The sequence below is a fragment of the Komagataeibacter ossonobensis genome (genome assembly GCF_057359305.1).
Window position 1 is genome coordinate 211,502 of record NZ_JBXAYQ010000001.1, and the last position, 19,756, is coordinate 231,257.

General features: G+C 64.4%; 16 protein-coding genes and 1 tRNA gene. 13 read left to right on the forward strand and 4 right to left on the reverse strand.

The window, feature by feature from the left end; genetic code table 11:
• Positions 1–106: 106 nt before the first annotated feature.
• Positions 107–1,276: a 2-C-methyl-D-erythritol 2,4-cyclodiphosphate synthase gene (ispF, locus tag AC1RQ9_RS00980; protein WP_485985407.1), complete on the reverse strand. Its 1,170-nt coding sequence runs from the start codon at positions 1,274–1,276 to the stop codon at positions 107–109.
• Positions 1,277–1,460: 184 nt separating this feature from the next.
• On the opposite strand from ispF, the gene dusB reads away from it, so the two are divergent.
• From dusB to AC1RQ9_RS01020, 8 genes are all read left to right on the forward strand, one after another.
• Positions 1,461–2,576 (forward strand): tRNA dihydrouridine synthase DusB, encoded by a 1,116-nt coding sequence (gene dusB / locus AC1RQ9_RS00985; RefSeq protein ID WP_485985408.1) that lies wholly within the window; start codon positions 1,461–1,463, stop codon positions 2,574–2,576.
• A 2-nt stretch (positions 2,577–2,578) separates the two neighbouring features.
• Positions 2,579–3,718, forward strand: a complete 1,140-nt coding sequence (locus AC1RQ9_RS00990) for a two-component system sensor histidine kinase NtrB (RefSeq protein WP_485985238.1) — start codon at positions 2,579–2,581, stop codon at positions 3,716–3,718.
• Between the two features lie 34 nt (positions 3,719–3,752).
• The gene (gene ntrC / locus AC1RQ9_RS00995) at positions 3,753–5,204 is read left to right on the forward strand and encodes a nitrogen regulation protein NR(I) (protein ID WP_485985239.1); all 1,452 of its coding nucleotides are present in this window, start codon (positions 3,753–3,755) and stop codon (positions 5,202–5,204) included.
• Between the two features lie 2 nt (positions 5,205–5,206).
• A complete protein-coding gene (locus AC1RQ9_RS01000; RefSeq protein WP_485985240.1) occupies positions 5,207–7,468 on the forward strand; it encodes a sensor histidine kinase NtrY-like in 2,262 nt (753 codons plus the stop codon).
• Positions 7,458–8,849, forward strand: coding sequence for a nitrogen assimilation response regulator NtrX (gene ntrX / locus AC1RQ9_RS01005; protein ID WP_193733578.1), 1,392 nt, complete (start codon positions 7,458–7,460; stop codon positions 8,847–8,849). The genes AC1RQ9_RS01000 and ntrX overlap by 11 nt, the downstream gene beginning before the upstream one ends.
• 125 nt (positions 8,850–8,974) lie before the next feature.
• Entirely contained in the window at positions 8,975–9,259 is a 285-nt protein-coding gene (gene hfq / locus AC1RQ9_RS01010) for an RNA chaperone Hfq (RefSeq protein WP_485985241.1), read from the forward strand.
• Entirely contained in the window at positions 9,256–10,566 is a 1,311-nt protein-coding gene (gene hflX / locus AC1RQ9_RS01015) for a GTPase HflX (RefSeq protein ID WP_485985242.1), read from the forward strand. Before hfq ends, hflX begins: the two co-directional genes overlap by 4 nt.
• A 112-nt stretch (positions 10,567–10,678) precedes the next feature.
• A complete protein-coding gene (locus tag AC1RQ9_RS01020) occupies positions 10,679–11,518 on the forward strand; it encodes an inositol monophosphatase family protein (RefSeq protein ID WP_485985243.1) in 840 nt (279 codons plus the stop codon).
• A 107-nt stretch (positions 11,519–11,625) separates the two neighbouring features.
• On the opposite strand, the gene mazG is transcribed toward AC1RQ9_RS01020, so the two are convergent.
• Positions 11,626–12,420: a nucleoside triphosphate pyrophosphohydrolase gene (gene mazG / locus AC1RQ9_RS01025; RefSeq protein ID WP_485985244.1), complete on the reverse strand. Its 795-nt coding sequence runs from the start codon at positions 12,418–12,420 to the stop codon at positions 11,626–11,628.
• A gap of 97 nt (positions 12,421–12,517) precedes the next feature.
• Here mazG and argC point away from each other — a divergent pair, with 97 nt between their 5' ends.
• The 5 genes from argC (at position 12,518) to AC1RQ9_RS01050 (ending at position 17,452) form a co-directional block, all read left to right on the forward strand.
• The gene (gene argC, locus AC1RQ9_RS01030) at positions 12,518–13,453 is read left to right on the forward strand and encodes an N-acetyl-gamma-glutamyl-phosphate reductase (RefSeq protein WP_485985245.1); all 936 of its coding nucleotides are present in this window, start codon (positions 12,518–12,520) and stop codon (positions 13,451–13,453) included.
• A 74-nt stretch (positions 13,454–13,527) separates the two neighbouring features.
• Positions 13,528–13,611, forward strand: a tRNA-Leu gene (locus AC1RQ9_RS01035).
• A gap of 56 nt (positions 13,612–13,667) precedes the next feature.
• Positions 13,668–14,849 (forward strand): phosphoserine transaminase, encoded by a 1,182-nt coding sequence (locus tag AC1RQ9_RS01040; protein WP_485985246.1) that lies wholly within the window; start codon positions 13,668–13,670, stop codon positions 14,847–14,849.
• A gap of 77 nt (positions 14,850–14,926) precedes the next feature.
• Positions 14,927–16,078: an ATP phosphoribosyltransferase regulatory subunit gene (locus AC1RQ9_RS01045; RefSeq protein WP_485985247.1), complete on the forward strand. Its 1,152-nt coding sequence runs from the start codon at positions 14,927–14,929 to the stop codon at positions 16,076–16,078.
• A gap of 84 nt (positions 16,079–16,162) precedes the next feature.
• Positions 16,163–17,452 carry an adenylosuccinate synthase gene (locus AC1RQ9_RS01050; protein ID WP_485985248.1) on the forward strand — a complete coding sequence of 430 codons (1,290 nt, stop codon included), beginning with the start codon at positions 16,163–16,165 and terminating at the stop codon, positions 17,450–17,452.
• Between the two features lie 172 nt (positions 17,453–17,624).
• On the opposite strand, the gene rpoH is transcribed toward AC1RQ9_RS01050, so the two are convergent.
• Together rpoH and AC1RQ9_RS01060 are read right to left on the reverse strand one after the other, a co-directional pair.
• Positions 17,625–18,527 (reverse strand): RNA polymerase sigma factor RpoH, encoded by a 903-nt coding sequence (gene rpoH / locus AC1RQ9_RS01055; RefSeq protein WP_193733588.1) that lies wholly within the window; start codon positions 18,525–18,527, stop codon positions 17,625–17,627.
• 243 nt (positions 18,528–18,770) lie between these two features.
• Complete coding sequence (locus tag AC1RQ9_RS01060) at positions 18,771–19,742, reverse strand: RluA family pseudouridine synthase (RefSeq protein ID WP_485985249.1); 972 nt, start codon at positions 19,740–19,742, stop codon at positions 18,771–18,773.
• Between the last annotated feature and the right edge of the window lie 14 nt (positions 19,743–19,756).

A 19,756-nucleotide genomic window follows, 5' to 3' on the forward strand; every position in this document is an offset into this window, starting at 1 on the left:
ACGCCGCCTTTTTGAAAAAAGGCGACACCTGAAAACTTTATTCTTTAGAAATCCGCAAACAAAAACGGCCCGGCATGAGACCGGGCCGTTTTTGTGTCTCAGGCGATCAGGGCACCAGCACCGTGGCGCTGGCCAGGCAGGCAATGCCTTCCTCGCGTCCGGTAAAACCAAGGCGTTCGGAGGTCGTGGCCTTGACCGAAATCCGGTCCACATCAACCTTCAGCAGTTCGGCCAGGCGCGCGCGCATGGCTTCCGAATGGGGCCCGATCTTGGGCCGTTCACAGATCAGGGTCACATCGGCATTGACCAGCATGCCGCCGCGCTGGCGGATGCGTTCACCTGCATGGACCAGGAAGCGCGCGCTGTCGGCATCCTTCCATTCATTCTGGCTGGGCGGGAAATGGCGGCCGATGTCGCCTTCGGCCAGCGCGCCGTAAATGGCGTCGCACAGGGCATGGATACCCACATCCGCATCCGAATGGCCCGCAAGGCCGCGCGTGTGCGGCACGTTGACACCACACATGATCAGGGGCCGGTTTTCGGCAAAGGCATGCACGTCGTAGCCCGTGCCGGTGCGCGGCAGCAGGGTCGGGCCGATCAGGCGTTCCAGGCGCACCAGATCCTCCTTGTAGGTCAGTTTGATGTTGTCTTCCGAACCGGGAACGATGGCCACGTGGTGTCCCGCCTGTTCCAGCAGGGCGGCGTCGTCGGTGGCATCCGCGGCACTTGCCGCGCGGTGCAGGTCACGCAGCAGCGCGAAACGGAAACCCTGTGGCGTCTGGGCGCGGAACAGGTCGGTACGGGGCACGGTATCGGTAATGATGCCGTCCTTCGCGCGCTTGATGGTGTCGGCCACCGGGACTGCGGGGATCACGCCCGCATGCTTTTCCAGTGCCGCGATCACGCCCTGCGTCACCGCGGCCGGCACATAGGGGCGCGCGCCGTCATGGATCAGCACCAGTTCGGGGCGCGCATTTTCAGGCAGGCGGTCAAGGGCGTCCAGCCCCGCGCTGACGCTGGCCTGTCGCGTGGCGCCGCCCGGAACAACCGGCAGGACCGTGCAGCCGGCAGGGGCGAACCCCTCCAGCGCACTGGCCAGCAGGGCGGGATCGCCCACGGGCTGGATCATGCCGACATGAGGGGCAAGGGCATCCGCCGCGTGGCGGATGACGGGCCGCCCGCCGAGCGTGACATACTGCTTGGCGAGGGGTGTCACGGTCTGGGCGCTGTACCGGCTGCCCTGGCCCGCGGCGAGAAGGATGGCTGCAACACGCATGATGCGGAACAATGCGGCCATGTGGCCCGCGCGTCAAGCATTGAGCGTGGACTGACTGGCCCGCGCGGGGGCATGGGCCGACATGAAAATGTTTCCCCAATGCACCGAACCTGATTGCACGGGGCGGCGGGAGAGGGTATTCTGCCTAAATCATAAGCATTATTTGGTGGATATTGTAGCCGGCATGCCTTTCTGCCGCCATCGGGCGCGGCTGGGTTCCGGCGGGGAAGCGTGGTTCATGTCGTCTCAACTGCTGTCGCCCATTGATCTGGGGGGGGGGGTCGTCCTTCAGGCGCCCGTCATTCTGGCGCCCATGGCCGGGGTGACCGACCTGCCGTTCCGCAGGCTGGCGCGCAGGCTGGGGGCGGGGCTGGTCGTGTCCGAAATGATCGCGTCATGGGCCATGATCCGCGAAAACGAAAATACCCTGCGCATGGCGGAAGTGGCGGATGACGGCCCCAATTCCGTGCAGCTGGCCGGCTGCGACCCCGAAGCGATGGGTCAGGCCGCGCGGATCGCGGTCGATCGCGGGGCGGATATCATCGACATTAATTTCGGCTGCCCGGTGAAAAAGGTGGCGGTGGGGCAACTGGCCGGTTCCGCGCTAATGCGTGACGAGGCACAGGCCGGTCGCCTGCTGGAAGGCGTGGTGCGCGCGGTGGATGTGCCCGTGACCCTGAAAATGCGCATGGGCTGGGACCATAACAGCCTGAACGCCCCCACACTTGCGCGGATTGCACAGGAATCGGGCATACGCATGGTGACGGTCCATGGCCGCACCCGCCAGCAGTTCTATAACGGCACGGCGGACTGGCATTTCGTCCGCAACGTGGTCGATGCGGTGGACCTGCCGGTTATCGTCAATGGCGACATCCTGACGGTGGAAGATGCCCGCGTGGCGCTGGAACGTTCGGGTGCGCGCGGCGTGATGATCGGGCGCGGCTGTTATGGCCGTCCGTGGTTCTTGGCACAGGTGGCGCGCGCGCTCATGCATGGTGAACACGTGCCCGAACCTGACCTTGCGGCGGAAAAGGCCATCGTGCTGGAACATTATGGCATGATGATCGACCATTTTGGTGCCCACCCCGGCCTGCGCCTGGCGCGCAAGCATGTGTCATGGTACTCGGCGGGCCTGCCGGATTCCGCGGGTTTCCGCGCCGCCGTCAACCGGGTTGATACGGTCGATGCGGCTGTCGGCATGATCCATGAATTCTATGACCGCCAGATTGAAGCGGGCAATGTGCGCGGGCCGCGCCCGTCCACCGTGGGGGCCGAAAGGGCCGCTGCACAGGCGGCATGAGGATGGGCCCGCTTTCCCCTGTCCCCCATGAACCCTGCGCGCCCGATAACGTGACGGGCAACGGGCGCGTGATCCTCGACTCGCTGGCGCTGCCGGTTGTGGTCGTGCGGGCGGATAACGCCATCGGATACGTCAACAGCGCGGCGGAGCCTTTTTTCGGCATGTCGCGCGCGCATCTGGTGCAGATGCGCCTGACCGACATCCTGCCCGGTGACAGCCCGCTGTTCCTGCTGATGGAACAGGTCCGTGCCGAGGACCATACGGTGGTCGAGCACGAGGTCACACTGGAAAGCCCCCGCCTGCGCCATGACGGGGTGACGGTGCAGGGCGCGCCGGTCATGGAAGAATCGGGTTCGGTCGTGCTGACCTTCCATGATTTTTCAGCCGTGCGCGTGCTGGACCGGCAGCTGACCTTCCGTTCGGCTGCCCGCAGTGTCGCGGGCATGGCGGCGATCCTGGCGCATGAGGTCAAGAACCCGCTATCGGGTATCCGGGGTGCGGCGCAGCTGCTGGAAACATCGGTGGGCGAATCCGACCGTGAGCTTGCGGTGCTGATCCAGGACGAGGTCAACCGCATCCGCGACCTCGTCGACCGGATGGACATGTTCAGCGACCGGCCCATCGAACGCAGGCCCGTCAACATCCACCGCGTGCTGGAACATGTGCGCAGGCTGGCGCAGCAGGGCTTTGCCGCCGATATCCGCTTTCATGAAGTCTATGACCCCTCCCTGCCGCCGGTCTGGGGCAACCGCGACCAGCTGGTGCAGGTGCTGCTCAACCTGGTGAAGAACGCGGCCGAGGCCCTGCACACCAATCCCGATGATGCGGCCCCGCCCGAAATCACCCTGACCACCAGCTACCGGCCCGGCATATGGGTATCCACCGGGGCGGGCAGCCAGCGCGTGCAGCTGCCGCTGCTGGTGTCGGTGCGCGATAACGGGCCGGGCATTCCCGAAAACATCCGGCCGCACCTGTTCGAACCCTTCCTGACAACCAAGACCACGGGCAGTGGGCTGGGACTGGCGCTGGCTGGCAAGATCGTGGGCGACCATGGTGGCGTGATCGAGGTGGAAAGCCAGCCCGGCCGCACCGAGGTCCTGCTGCACCTGCCTGTCGTGACCGAGGGCCGGGACACGCCGTGATGTTCCCCCACTGGACCTGAGAGATTTATAGCGTATGTCGCTGCCGACCATTCTTGTTGCTGATGATGACCGCTCCATCCGTACGGTGCTGAGCCAGGCGCTGGGGCGTGGGGGCTATCAGGTCCGTACCACCGCCCAGGCGTCGACCCTGTGGCAGTGGGTGGAGGAAGGCGAGGGCGACCTTGTCATCACCGATGTCGTCATGCCCGATGAAAACGGGCTGGACCTGATCCCGCGCATCCGCCGCATCCGTCCCGACCTGCGTGTTGTGGTCATGAGTGCGCAGTCCACGCTGATGACGGCGGTCAAGGCGACCCAGCGCGGCGCGTTCGAATACCTGCCCAAGCCCTTTGACCTCAAGGAAGTGCTGGCGGTGGTCGCCCGCGCGCTGGCCACCCCCGCAACACCCGTGCAGCCGCTGGCCCCGCCCCAGCCGGATGAACAGATGTCGCTGATCGGGCGGTCGGTGGTGATGCAGGACATCTACCGCATCATCGCCCGCCTTACGACATCGGACCTGACGGTGATGATCAACGGCGAAAGCGGCACGGGCAAGGAACTGGTGGCCCGCGCCCTGCATGATTACGGGCGCAGGCGTGCCGGCCCCTTCGTCGCCATCAACATGGCCGCCATCCCGCGCAACCTGATCGAAAGCGAACTGTTCGGCCATGAACGCGGCGCCTTTACCGGGGCGACCACCCGTGTCGCCGGGCGGTTTGAACAGGCGGCAGGCGGCACGCTGTTCCTTGATGAAATCGGGGACATGCCACCCGAAGCCCAGACCCGCCTTCTGCGCGTGCTGCAGGACGGGGAGTTCACGACCGTGGGCGGCACCATGCCCATCCGCGCCAATGTGCGTATCATCGCCGCCACCCATCGGGACCTGCGGCAGGCGATCCGGGCCGGTACGTTCCGCGAGGATCTGTACTACCGCCTGAACGTGGTGCCCATGCGTCTGCCGCCGCTGCGCGAACGGGTGGAGGACATTCCCCTGCTGGCGCGGCACTTCCTGAATGAAAATGCCGAAGGCACCGGCAACGCGCGCGTGCTGGATGATGAGGCGATGGCCCGGCTCCAGGCCTATCGCTGGCCGGGCAACGTGCGTGAACTTGAAAACCTCATGCGCCGGATCACCGCACTCCACCCGCAGGAAAGCATAGGCGCCGACATCATCGCAGCCGAACTGGCCGAGGCCAGCAATATGGCCCCACCGGGCGAAACCGCAGGCAGCGGAACGGCCGAGACACTGGCCGAGGCGGTGGAACGGCACCTGCGCCGCTTCCTGTCATCGGGGCAGGACGGCATGCCGCTAAGCGATATTTACGACAAGGTGATTGCCGAGGTCGAACGCCCGCTGATCACCATGACGCTGGCGGCCACGCGGGGGAACCAGATCCGGGCGGCGGCCATGCTGGGACTGAACCGCAATACACTGCGCAAGAAGATCAGGGATCTGGATATTCCGGTCGTGCGCGGCGGCGCGTGAACATGAACGCGACGTCGCGCCCGAACATGGCCTACCGGCTGGCCCGGCGGGTGCTGGACATGCTGGTACGGCGCAACGTGGCGCTGGTGCTGGTGCTGCTGGCGCTGGTGCTGGGGGTCGCGACCTTCGTCGTGCTGTCGGGTGGCAAGTCGCTGGCCCATCACCCGCAGATCCAGGCGCTGGTCTTCATCCTGAACTTCCTCGTGCTGCTGCTGCTGGCCACGTCGCTTACGGAAAAGGTCGGGCGTGTGGTGGCCGAACGCCGCAGCGGGCTGGCCGGGGCGCGGCTGCATGTGCGGCTGGTCACGCTGTTTGGCATCGTCGCGGTGGCGCCCACCATCGTGGTGGGCACGTTCGCCGCCGTGTTCTTCCATTACGGCATCCAGATCTGGTTCAGTGACCGGGTGAACACCGCGCTGAACGAGGCGCTGGAAACATCGCGTGGCTACCTGCAGGAACATAACGCCAATATCCGTACCGAGGCGTTCTCGCTGGCCAATTACCTGGTCAGCGCGCAGAACGGGCTGTCCGGTTCGGGGGCTGACCTGCTGCATGATCCCGACGCGCTGTCGCAGGTGCTGGATTCGCAGGCCACGCTGCGGGGGCTGGACGTGGCGGTGGTCTATGACCCGTTCACCAATACCGTCGTGGCGTCGGGCGGGCTTATGGGACGGGCCGCCAATCTGAAGGACCTGCCGCCGCCCGCGGCCACCCTTATGGCGCGGACAAATGAAATCGCGATCCTTGATTCCCCGGATGAAAAGACCGTCCGCGCGGTTGTCACACTGGGGGACACGCCACCGCTCATGCTCATGATCGCGCGGCCGGTGGACCCCGATATCCTTGAACACATGCACCGCACCGAACAGGTGGTGGCCGATTACAGGCGCCTGAATGGCAACCGGGCCAAGATCCAGTTCACCTTCGTGCTGATCTTCGCCCTTGTGGCCGTGCTGGTGCTGGGGGCGGCGATTCTGATCGGCCTCATGCTGGCCAACCAGATCGTGCGGCCGCTGGGGCTGCTGATCCTGGCGTCCGAACGGGTCAGCAAGGGCAACCTGGACAGCAACGTGCCTGAAGGCGAACGTGATGACGAGGTCTCCAGCCTGTCACGCGCCTTCAACCGCATGACCACGCAGCTTGCGACCCAGCGTGCGGAACTGGTCAACGCCACCAACCAGATCAATGAACGCCGCAGGTTTACCGAAGCCGTGCTGTCGGGGGTGTCGGCCGGGGTCATCGGGCTGGATTCGAATGGCATGATCGAATTGCCCAACCGTGCGGCAAGCGTGCTGCTGCAGCGTGACATGGCGGCCAGTGTGGGACGCCCGCTGACGGACGTGGTGCCCGAACTGGGCACCATGCTGGGACGCATCGCCCAGGAAGGCGGCCGTGAACTGACGGGCGAGGTGCAGGTGCTGGCGGGTGGACGCGCCTGTACCCTGCTGGTGCGAATCGGCGCGGAAATGCAGAGCACGGTGACCGGCGATTTCGCTGATGGTTATGTCGTGACCTTTGATGACATAACTGCCCTGCAGGTTGCGCAGCGCAAGGCGGCGTGGGCCGATGTCGCCCGTCGCATCGCGCATGAAATCAAGAACCCGCTGACCCCCATCCAGCTTGCCGCCGAACGGCTCAAGCGCCGCTTCCTGCGTGAGATCACGTCCGACCCCGATACCTTCGCCCAGTGCGTGGACACCATCATCCGCCATGTGGGGGATATCGGGCGCATGGTGGACGAATTTTCCGCCTTTGCCCGCATGCCGCAACCGGTCATGCGCATGGAGGACCTGTCGCGCATCGTGCGCGAGGCACTGATCCTGCAGCGCAACGCGCACCCCGAAATCCTGTATGAGGTCCACCTGCCCGACCGTGGCCCGCTGGTCCAGTGTGACCGCAGGCTGGTAGGGCAGGCGCTGACCAACCTTTTGCAGAATGCGGCGGACGCAATCGCCATGCGTCCCGAAGTCGGGGCGGCCGGCGGGGATGGCGTGATCGGCACGATCCGTATTACATTGAAGCAGGATGATCCGAACGTCATCCTGAGCGTTGAGGATGATGGAATCGGGTTGCCGGTCGAGGATCGCGCCCGGTTGACCGAGCCATATGTGACCCACAAGCCCAAGGGAACCGGACTTGGCCTTGCGATCGTCAAGAAGATTCTTGAGGATCATGGCGGTAGCATCGGGCTTGCGGACCGCGCCGGGAGCAGGGGAGCTGTGTCGACATTGATTTTGCCGATAAAGGACGACCATGGGGCATGAAATCCTGATCGTCGATGACGAGCCGGATATCCGGCTCCTTATCGAGGGTATTCTGGCTGATGAGGGATACGAGACGCGGCTGGCGGCGGATTCCGATTCCGCCATTGCGGCCTTCCGGGAACGTCGGCCCTCGCTGGTGGTGCTTGATGTATGGCTGCAGGGGTCACGGCTGGACGGCCTGGGCATCCTGAATGTCCTGCATAAGGAGGAACCGTCCATCCCGGTCATCATGATTTCGGGACATGGCACGATCGAGACCGCGGTCGCCGCCCTGCAGCATGGCGCGTATGACTTTATCGAAAAACCCTTTCAGGCCGACCGCCTGCTGGTCGTGGTGCGCCGCGCGCTGGAGGCGTCGCGCCTTGCGCGCGAAAATGCCGAACTGCGCCTGCGCGCGGGTTCCGGTACCGTGCTGGAGGGGCGTAGTGCTGCCATTACCGCCGTGCGCAACCAGATCGACCGTGTGGCCCCCACCGGGTCGCGCGTGCTGATTTCAGGCCTTGCGGGGACCGGCAAGGAAGTGGCGGCGCGGATGATCCACGCCAGTTCCCGCCGGGCGGAAGGGCCGTTCATCGCGCTTAACTGCGCCACCCTCGCCCCCGGCCGGTTCGAGGAGGAACTGTTCGGTATCGAGGGCGGGGATGACGGCGCGGGCCGCCGCACCGGGGTGCTGGAACGCGCGCATGGCGGCACGCTGGTGCTGGACGAAGTGTCCGACATGCCGCTGGAAACGCAGGGCAAGATCGTGCGCGCGTTGCAGGACCAGACATTCGAGCGCCTGGGCGGTGCGCGGCGGGTCAAGGTGGATGTGCGCGTGCTGGCCACCACCAACCGCGACCTGCAGTCCGAAATCGCGATGGGGCGCTTTCGCGAGGATCTGTACTACCGCCTTGCGGTCGTGCCGCTGCGTATTCCCAGCCTGCGTGAACGACGTGAGGACATACCCGAACTGGCCCGCATGTTCCTTGACCGCGCGGCCGAGAATGCCGGCCTGCCGCTGCGTGAACTGTCGGGTGATGCGATCGCTGCACTGCAGAGCTATGAATGGCCGGGCAATGTGCGTGAACTGCGCAACCTCATGGAACGCCTGCTGATCATGATGCCGGGCAACAGCACGGACCCGATCCGCGCCGACATGCTGCCATCCACCGTGGGGGAAGGCGCGCCTGCGCTGCTCAAATTTGATTCTGACGAGGATGTGATGAGCCTGCCGCTGCGTGAGGCCCGTGATCTGTTCGAAACCCAGTACCTGCAGGCGCAGTTGCTGCGTTTCGGGGGGAACATCAGCCGTACCGCGGGATTCGTGGGGATGGAACGCAGTGCCCTGCACCGTAAGCTCAAGCAGCTTGGCGTGACGTCCGAGGATCGCAACACGGGATGAGCTTTTGCCCATACAGCCCATGACTGCTAGACAACGAACTGTGATACGGACGGTGGCAACGCCGTAGCATGACACGCGACTGTGCCGTGTGATTCCGCCCAACAAACAACAAGTAAGGCCCTGCCGTGGCAAAAGAACCTTCACAGAATGTCCAGGACGTGTTCCTCAACCACGTCCGTCGGTCAAAAACGCCGGTTACCATTTTCCTGGTCAATGGCGTCAAGCTTCAGGGAATCATCACCTGGTTTGACAACTTTTCCGTCTTGCTGCGGCGCGACGGGCACACGCAGCTTGTGTACAAGCACGCGATCAGCACGGTCATGCCGGCAACCCCGGTCAGCCTGTTCGAACCGCCAGCCGAGACCGACGGCACAGAGGAGCGTGCAGTCACGGATGGCAGCCCGTCGTGACGGCGGCCCAGCCACCATCCGCCACGCGCGCCGCCGTCATCCTGCCATGGGAACGCCCCGACCGGCATGATGACGCGCGTGCGGCCGAAGCCCGGCTGGAAGAAGCAGTCGGCCTTGCCGCCTCCATCGGGCTGGTGGTCGTGTGTCAGGCGGTGCTGCTGTTGCGTGCGCGCAGGCCGGCGACCCTGCTGGGTGGCGGGCAGGTGGACTCGCTCAAGGAAACGGTCAAGGCCGACAACATCACCGTTGTCATCATCGATTCCCGCCTGACTCCGGTGCAGCAGCGTAACCTTGAACGCGCGCTGGGCTGCAAGGTGATCGACCGGACCGCGCTGATCCTTGATATCTTCGGCGAACGCGCGGCCACACGTGAGGGCACGTTGCAGGTTGAACTGGCGCATCTGGAATACCAGCGCAGCCGTCTTGTGCGCACATGGACCCATCTTGAACGCCAGCGCGGTGGCTTCGGTTTCCTTGGCGGTCCCGGTGAAACCCAGATCGAGGCCGACCGCCGGATGATCGGTGACCGGATCGTGCGCCTCAAGCGTGAACTGGAACAGGTGCGTCGTACCCGTGGCCTGCACCGGCAGGCGCGCAGGCGGGTGCCATTCCCCATCGTGGCGCTGGTCGGCTATACCAATGCGGGCAAGTCCACGCTGTTCAACGCCCTGACCGGGGCCAGCGTCTATGCACAGGACCAGCTGTTCGCGACACTGGACCCGACCATGCGCGGTATCCAGCTGCCATCGGGGCGGCGGGTGATCCTGTCGGATACGGTGGGGTTCATCAGTGATCTGCCGACCGAACTGATCGCGGCCTTTCGCGCAACGCTGGAAGAAGTGGCGGAAGCCGACATCATCCTGCATGTGCGCGATGTCTCCCACCCCGACAGCGCATCGCAGCGCAATGACGTGATCGAGGTGCTGGAAGGCATGGCCCGCAATGGCACCATCGAACAGGATTGGCAGTCCCGTGTGATCGAGGTGCTGAACAAGGCCGACCTGGTGGGCGGGCGTGACGCCGTGGGCGCGCGACCGGGCAATGTGGTCATTTCCGCCATTACTGGCGACGGGCTGCCCGATCTTCTGGCCGCGATTGACGAACGCATGACGCGGGCGATGGAAGTCGTCGCATACCGCGTGCCGCTGGCCGAAGGGGCGGCGATGGCATGGCTGTATGAACATGGCGAGGTCACGCAGCGCGAGGACGGGGAAGACGGCGTGGAGATGACCGTGCGCCTGTCCCCTGCCAACCGCGCGCGGTTCGAAATGCAGTTCGGCCGTATCGTGACCTGCCTGCTGGATTAGGGCGCGCCTGCGTGCTGACTGTCCTGTGACCGCGGGCAGGGTGGAAAATATGCCTTCACCGGCGCATGGATGGGCACCGATGAAGGACGGACACGCATAGCGGAGGGCGGCAATGACGGCACGGATCACACTGGCGGACATGCACAATGTGGTGGGCATGATGCGGGGGGCTGCGTCGCGCCATGTCATGCCGTCTTTCCGTTGCCTTGACCATTCCGACATCCGCGCCAAGACCGGGCCGCTGGATATCGTGACCGTAGCCGATGAAGCCACCGAACGCGACCTGACTGCTGCGCTGCGGGCCGCATGGCCTGACGCCCTTGTGCTGGGGGAGGAAGCGGTCGCAACTGATCCCGCCCTGCTGGATGGCCTTGGCACGGCGGACCTTGCCTTCGTGATCGACCCGATTGATGGCACGGCCAATTATGCGGCGGGCGTGCCGCTGTTTGGTGTCATGGTGTCCGCCGTGTCGCGGGGGGATGTGATTGGCGGGGCCATTGTTGATCCCGTGTGCGATATCGCGGTTCTGGCCGCGCGTGGGCAGGGGGCGTGGCTGCACGACGGAAAAGGCGCCGAACGCAGGCTGCATGTGGCCGCCCCCGTACCCGCGCGGGAGATGTCGGGCAATGCATCATGGCGCTATCTGCCCGCGCCGGTGCGCGACGTGGTGACGCATAACCTGCCCAAGGTTGCGGGATCATGGGATTTCCGGTGTGCCGCGCATGAATACCTGATGCTGGTCGATGGGCGGTGCCATTTCCTGCTGTTCAACCGCACCCTGCCGTGGGACCATCTGGCGGGGTGGCTGATCCATGCGGAAGCAGGCGGCTACAGCGCCCACTTCGATGGCTCGCCTTACCGTGTCACGGATCGCAGCGGCGGACTGCTGTATGCGCCGGACCGGGCAAGCTGGCAGGCGCTGCGCGACCTGCTGCTGACGCCCGCCGCATAAAACGGAAGAGTAAAAGTTTTTGGGTGCCGCCTTTTTTCAAAAAGGCTGCGTTTTCCGAAGCTTTTTTGAAAAAGCTTCACCAAAAACTTTTGATGATTTGCGCGGGTTCAATCCTGTGGCTGTGCCGCGCGTTCACGGCGTTTGACGGCCTGCCAGCCTTCTTCCATGGTTTTGACATCCACATCCGTCAGCGCAAGGCCACGGGTGGCGAGGTCGTGCTCGACGGCGGTAAAGCGGCGGGTGAACTTGGCATTGGCCTGGCGCAGGCAGGCTTCGGGGTCCATGTCCAGCTTGCGCGCAAGCGTTGCCAACGTAAACAGCACGTCGCCCAGTTCATCGAATATCTTTGCCCGGTCGCCGCTTTCCAGTTCGACCTTCAGTTCGTCCAGTTCCTCATCCACCTTCGCCGCGACCTCGCCTACCGTGTCCCAGTCAAAACCGGTGCGGGCCGCACGCGCGGACAGCTTGCGCGCGCGTAGCAGGGCGGGCAGGCCCACGGGCACGTCATCCAGCGTGCCGCCCCTGTTGCGCGCCAGCCGTTCCTGCGCCTTGCCCGTTTCCCACTGGCCGGCTTCCGCCGGGGCATCGCCAAAGACATGGGGGTGGCGACGGACCATCTTGTCGCCAATCATGCGCGCCACGGTGGCGAAGTCGAACATGCCTTTTTCATCGGCCATCTGCGCGTGGTAGACGACCTGTAGCAGAAGGTCGCCCAGTTCATCGGGCAGGCTGTCCCAGTCCTCGCGCGCGATGGTGTCCGCGACTTCATACGCTTCTTCTATGCTGTAAGGTGCAATGGAGGCGAAGTCCTGTTCCCGGTCCCATGGGCAGCCGGTCTGCGGGTCACGCAGGCGGGCCATGATGTCCAGCAGGCGGGCAAGGGCGGAAGAAGCATCGTTCATGGGTGGGAAGTCCTGCCTGTTTGTATTGCGGTCGGGCACAGGTTTTGTATAGATCGCCCATCCCGAGGCGGGAAGTTTTTATCAGGACACACCGAACATGAGCAGCAACGGACAGGCAACGGTCTTTATCGATGGTGAAGCGGGGACGACGGGACTGGGCATCCGCCATCGTCTGCGTCACCTGCCTGTCACGGTGCGTTCCATCAACCCCGCACGGCGCAAGGATCCCGACGCCCGGCGGGAGATGATGGCGGCGGTCGATATCGTCATCCTGTGCCTGCCCGATGCGGCGGCGAAGGAAGCCGTGGCGATGGCTGACGCCATGGGCAGTGATGCGCCGCGTATACTTGACGCCAGCACCGCGTTCCGCACCGACCCGGCATGGGTCTACGGCTTTCCCGAAATGGATGCGGCCCAGCCTGCGGCCATCCGCGCCGCCGCGCGTGTTTCCAATCCCGGCTGTTATCCTACCGGGCTGATCGGCCTGCTGCGCCCGCTGGTCAGGGCAGGGCTGGTGCCTGCGGATTACCCTGTGTGCGTGAATGCCGTCAGTGGCCACAGCGGCGGCGGGCGTAGCATGATCGAAGCGCATGAGCGCGATGGCGGCCCGGCGTTTGAGCTGTACGGGCTGGGTCTTGGCCACAAGCACATGCCGGAAATGACCCTGTATGCCGGTCTGGCGCAGCCGCCGGTTTTCGTGCCGTCGGTCGGGCATTTCCCGCAGGGGATGATCGTGTCCGTGCCGCTGCATCTGGACCGCCTGCCGGGCCGGGTGGGGATTGCGGACCTGCACGCGGCCCTGGTCGCGCATTACAGGGGTTCGGACCGCGTAACGGTGGCCGAACCGTGCGCCAAGCTGGTGGCCGACGCGCTGGCTGGTACCGACCGGATGGAACTGCGCGTGCATGGTGATGACGCACTACGGCAGGCCGTGCTGACCGCGCGGCTGGACAATCTGGGCAAGGGCGCGTCGGGCGCCGCACTGCAGAATGTGGCGCTGATGCTTGGGCTGGAACCGCCGCCGCCCGTGTGATATAGCGGGTCCGCAAGACGTCCCTGGACTGATTGCCGTGGTATTCCGTCCCGCACAGGGCGGGCTGCCTGTATGCGAGAGTGACGGAACGGTAGACGTAGTCGACTCAAAATCGACCGCCGAAAGGCATGGGGGTTCGAATCCCCCCTCTCGCACCAGTCTGGCGCACCGCCCCGGTGTTGCTGTCCCTTTGCCCGTGTCGCGAACAGGACTGATGTCTCCCTTGCCTGCTGCCCTTACTGCAAAGCCGTCCGTACGGCCTGCCAATCCGTGCTTCTCTTCCGGTCCCTGCGCCAAGCGTCCGGGCTGGTCGCTTCATGCCCTGTCGGATGCGCTGGTGGGGCGTTCGCACCGTTCGACCGAAGGGCGCGCACGGCTGAACGAGGTCATTACCCGTTCAAAGGCCATCCTTGGCATGCCGGATGACTGGGTGCTGGGTATCGTCCCCGCATCCGATACGGGTGCGGTGGAAATGGTGCTGTGGTCCATCCTTGGCACCCGTCCGGTGGACGTGCTGGCGTTCGAAAGCTTTTCCGCCACATGGGCAAACGATATCATCGCGCAGCTGAAACTGCCCGACGCCCGCGTGCTGAAGGCCGATTACGGTGAAATCCCCGACCTGTCGCAGGTGGACTGGGCGCGGGACGTGGTGCTGACATGGAACGGCACGACATCGGGTGCGCGCCTGCCATATGATGCCGCCATTCCCACCCAGCGCGACGGGCTGGTGATATGCGATGCCACATCCGCCGCCTTCGCCATGGACCTGCCGTGGCAGAAGCTGGATGTGGTCACATGGTCATGGCAGAAGGTGCTGGGGGGCGAGGCCGCCCACGGCATGCTGGCCCTGTCGCCGCGTGCGGTGGAACGGCTGGTTTCCACGCCGGCACCCCGTGCGCTGCCCAAGATTTTCCGGCTGACCAACAGCAAGGGCCTGATTGACGGCATTTTCCGGGGCGACACGATCAACACGCCATCCATGCTGTGCGTGGAAGATGCGCTGGATGGCCTGAAATGGGCGGAAAGCGTTGGCGGCCTGAAGGGCCTGATCGCGCGCAGCGAAGCCAACCTGGCGGCCATTGCCGGATGGGAAGCAAAGTCCGACTGGGCGCAGTTCCTTGCCCCCGATCCGAAACACCGTTCCAGCACGGCCATCTGCCTGCGTATTGTCGCCCCGTGGTTTACCGCGCTGGACCATGCGGGCCAGACGGCGGCGGCCAAGAAGATCGTGTCCCTGCTGGGCGGCGAAGGGGTGGCGATGGATGTGGGCAGTTACCGTGACGCGCCACCGGGCCTGCGGCTGTGGGGTGGGGCGACGGTGGAAACCGCCGACCTGCGCGCGGTCCTGCCCTGGCTGGACTGGGCTTATGCGCAGGTGCGCGGGCAGCACGCCTGATTTATCCCGCTTTCCATGTCTGATTCATCATGCCCGGCTGCCACCGTGGGCATGATGCCGCACGATAGGCCCCCGATATGACTGATGACCCGCCGTTCAACCCCGCGCTGCTGCCCGCAGGTTTCGTGGACAGGCTCCCCCCCGAGGCCGAGGCCGAGGCGGCGGGGGTCGAGACGCTGATGCGCGTGTTCGCGGCCCATGGATATGACCGCGTAACGCCGCCACTGCTGGAATTCGAGGAAACGCTCCTTTCGGGTTCCGGCGCTGCCGTGGCGGAACAGACCTTCCGCCTGATGGACCCCGACACGCGCCGCATGATGGCGCTGCGTCCCGACATGACGCCCCAGATCGCGCGCATTGCCGCAACCCGGCTGCCTGATGTGCCGCGTCCCCTGCGGCTTGCCTATGCCGGGCCGTGTATCCTCATGGCCAGCAACCGCGGTGATGGCGAACGCCAGATTTCGCAGGCCGGGGTGGAACTGATCGGTCCCGACCAGCCGGAAGCGGATGCCGAAATCGTGGCACTTGCGGCCGAATGCCTTGCCACGCTGCGGGTGCAGGGCGTGTCCTTTGACCTGACCATGCCCGCGCTGACCACCGCGCTGGTGGATGTTGGGGGCTTTGATGCGCATGTGCGCGGCATGCTGATGCGTGCGCTGGACCGCAAGGACGCCGCTGCCGTGGAACGCCATGGTGGCGATCTGGCCCCGGTCCTGATCCGGCTGCTGCATGCGGCGGGTCCCGCCCATGGGGCGCTTGCGGAACTGGCGGCGGTGGACCTGCCGCCCGTGGTGCGTGCCCACAGTGCACGTCTGGCAGCCACCGTCTCCGCGATCGAGGCGCGTGTGCCGGGCATCCGCCTGACGGTGGACCCGGTGGAATTCCGTGGCTGGCAGTACCATACCGGCGTATGTGTCAGCGTCTATGCCACGGGCCAGCGCGAAGAACTGGGCCGGGGTGGCCGCTACCTGTCCAATAATGATGAACCGGCCTGCGGGTTGACCCTGCGGCCTGACATCATCCTGCGTGCGGCCCCGCCGCTACCGTGCCGGACGCGTGTGTTCCTGCCGTGGGGGACATTGCCGGAGGTGGGGGCGGCCCTGCGTGCGGGGGGATATGCCACGGTCAGTGCGCTGGGTGATGAAGTCGACGCGCGGGCCGAGGCCCGGCGCCTGTCCTGCGCGCTGGTGGTGGCTGATGGCCGGCCCGTGCCAGTGGATGATATCTGAATTTCTTTTATCTGTTTAATATAACAAGGTTTTTTCCGGCTGGTCGCCTTTGTCCCGGTCGGGCCGTATAGCAAGGAGCATGAAATGTCCAACGTCACCGTGATCGGCACCCAGTGGGGTGACGAGGGCAAGGGAAAGATCGTGGACTGGCTGGCCAGCCGGGCCGATGTGGTCGTGCGTTTCCAGGGTGGCCACAATGCGGGCCATACGCTGGTTGTAGGCGAGCAGACCTACAAGCTGTCCCTGCTGCCATCGGGGCTGGTGCGGGGCAAGATGGGCGTGATCGGCAATGGCGTGGTGGTTGACCCCGAAGCGCTGCTGAAGGAAATCGACCGTGTGACGGCGCAGGGCCTGAAGGTCACGCCCGAGACGCTGAAGATTGCTGAAAACGCGCCCCTGATCCTGCCCGTGCATGGCGCGCTGGACCGCGCGCGTGAAGCCGCGCGTGGTGAGCGCAAGATCGGCACCACGGGCCGTGGTATCGGCCCCGCCTATGAAGACAAGGTGGCCCGTCGCGCCATCCGTCTGTGCGATCTGGCCGAGCCGGAAACGCTGGACTGGAAGCTGGACGAACTGCTGCTGCACCACAATACCCTGCTCAAGGGCCTTGGGGCCGATACGTTTACCAAGCAGGAACTGCTGGACTTCCTGAACGGTGTTGCGCCCCGCGTTCTGCCGTTCATGGCCCCGGTGTGGGACCTGCTGGATGACAGTCGCCGCAGTGGTGCGCGCATCCTGTTTGAAGGCGCGCAGGCAGTCATGCTGGATGTGGACCACGGCACCTATCCGTTCGTGACCAGTTCCAACACCGTTGCCGCCAATGCGGGCACGGGCGCAGGTGTGGGGCCCACCAGCATCGGTTTCGTCCTGGGCATTGCCAAGGCCTACACCACGCGTGTGGGTGAGGGGCCGTTCCCCAGCGAACTGCATGACCAGATGGGTCGTACGCTGGGTGAACGCGGGCATGAATTCGGCACCGTGACCGGCCGCCCCCGCCGCTGTGGCTGGTTTGATGCCGTGCTGGTGCGTCGTGCGGTGCGTGTGGGTGGTGTGAACGGTCTGGCGCTGACCAAGCTGGATGTGCTGGATGGCCTGGACGAAATCAGCATCTGCGTTGGTTACGAACTGGATGGCAAGAAGATCACCAGCTTCCCCTCGGCCCCCGGTGCGCAGCAGCGTATCCGCCCGGTGTTCGAGACGATGGAAGGCTGGAAGGACAGCACCAAGGGCGCGCGGTCCTGGGCTGAACTGCCCGCGCAGGCCATCAAGTATGTCCGCCGGATCGAGGAACTGGTTGAAGCGCCGGTTACCCTGCTGTCTACCAGCCCTGAACGTGACGACACCATCCTGATGCGGGATCCGTTCGAGAACTGATTGTCAGTCATAAAAGTTTTTGGATGCCGCCTTTTTTCAAAAAGGCGGCGCTCTTTGAAGCTTTTTGAAAAAAGCTTCACCAAAAACTTCTTTAATTATGACGAGTACAGACAAAAAGCCCCGCAGCGCCAGAAGCATGCGGGGCTTTTTTTATCCAGAAAGCTGTCGGTGGTCAGGCCTCGGCCTGTGTCTCATGTTTTGCGCGACGGGATGCAACTTCCGCCTTCATCGCGGTCTGCACCTTTTCAAAGGCACGGACCTCGATCTGGCGCACGCGCTCGCGTGAGATGTTGTAGACATGGGACAGTTCTTCCAGTGTCGCCGGTTCGTCCTTGAGCCGCCGTTCGGTCAGGATATGACGTTCACGGTCGTTCAGTGACTTCATGGCGTTGGCCAGAAGCGCCTGCCTGCCGGAATATTCCTCGCTCTGGGCAAGGGTTTCTTCCTGGTTGTCGTTGTCATCAACCAGCCAGTCCTGCCATTCCCCTTCACCATCCATGCGCAGCGGCGCATTCAGGCTGTGGTCGGGGGCGGCAAGCCTGCGGTTCATGTTCACCACGTCCTGTTCGGGCACGCCGAGGGACTGGGCGATCTTGTTGACCTGTTCAGGCTGCAGGTCACCATCATCAATCGCCTGCATCTGCCCCTTGAGGCGACGCAGATTGAAGAAGAGTTTTTTCTGTGCGGCGGTTGTGCCGATCTTAACCAGTGACCAGCTATGCAGGATGTATTCCTGTATCGCAGCACGGATCCACCACATGGCGTATGTCGCCAGGCGGAAGCCACGGTCGGGGTCGAAGCGGCGGACCGCCTGCATCATCCCGATATTGCCTTCGCTGATCAGTTCGCCCACCGGCAGGCCATAGCCGCGATAGCCCATGGCGATCTTGGCGACGAGACGCAGGTGGGAGGTGACAAGCTTGTGCGCGGCTTCGGTGTCGCCCCTGTCTTTCCAGCGGCGCGACAGACGAAGCTCCTCCTCGGGGGAGAGCATGGGAAATTTACGGATGTCCCGAAGGTATTTGGACAGGTTGTTTTCGGGACCGGAAATAAGGGCAGAAGCAGAAGAGGCCATTGTAACGGACTCCTGTTCCAGAGGGACGGGACAGCTTTAATCCGGTCTAACGTAACCGTGACCGGAAGGGTTGCATTCGTCTCTCTGATAGACGCACGACTGGACATCTCACGTCCCTGTATATGACCCCCGTCATGGGCAGTTTTATACAGGACGTCCAGTTAGCCTGGGGGCGTCGGCCCCGGCGAACAATCACCGAACATAGGCATCTGGCCCTGCCATGTCAACGAATATGCCCGCAGATCAGGCAATACCGGACAGCAGGAGGCGGAAGTCTTCCGGTGGCGCGGTCTCGAACAGCATCTGCTCACCCGTGCGGGGATGGACGAATCCCAGCCTGCGGGCATGCAGTGCCTGACGGGAAAAATCCAGCGCCGCCTCCTTTGCCACGGGCGGCAGGCCACGGGCGGCAGCCGGGATCCGGCGCAGATAGACCGGGTCGCCCACCAGCGCGTGCCCGGCATGGGCGAAATGTACCCGGATCTGGTGGGTGCGCCCGGTCGCAAGCCTGCATTCCACATGGGCCAGGCCGCCATGGAACGTGTCCAGCACCCGGTAATGGGTCAGCGCCACCTTGCCGCCGCCGTTTGCAATGACCGCCATGCGCTTGCGATCACGCCGGTCGCGCCCGATCGCGCCGTCGAATGATCCGTTGGCGGGGGAGGGAATGCCCCAGCAGATGGCCTGGTACGCCCGGTCGATCCTGCGTTCGGCAAAGGCGAGGGAAAGCGCCTGGTGCGCCATTTCGGTCTTGGCCGCGACCATGATGCCCGATGTGTCCTTGTCCAGGCGGTGGACAATGCCCGGCCGCCTTTCGCCGCCGATTCCGGTCAGCCCTTCGCCGCAATGGGCCAGCAGGGCGTTGACCAGGGTGCCGTCCTCGTTGCCCGGTGCGGGGTGGACAACCATGCCCGCGGGCTTGTCCAGCACGATCAGGTCGCGGTCCTCGTATAATATGTCCAGCGCGATATCCTGCCCCTGTGGCGTGGTGGGGATTGCGGGGGGGATGTGAATTTCATAACACATGCCTGCCCGCACGGGTTCCGCCGGATCACGCAGCGGGGCGCCATTGCGCAACAGGTGTCCGCTTTCCATAAGCGACTTGACGCGTGAGCGCGAAAGGCTTTCGACCGCATTGGCCATGAAGCGGTCCGTGCGCTGGCCTGCGTCATCGGCGGTGGCGATGACAGGGGCAGGGGGGGCAGTGTCATTCATGGCATGTGTCTATC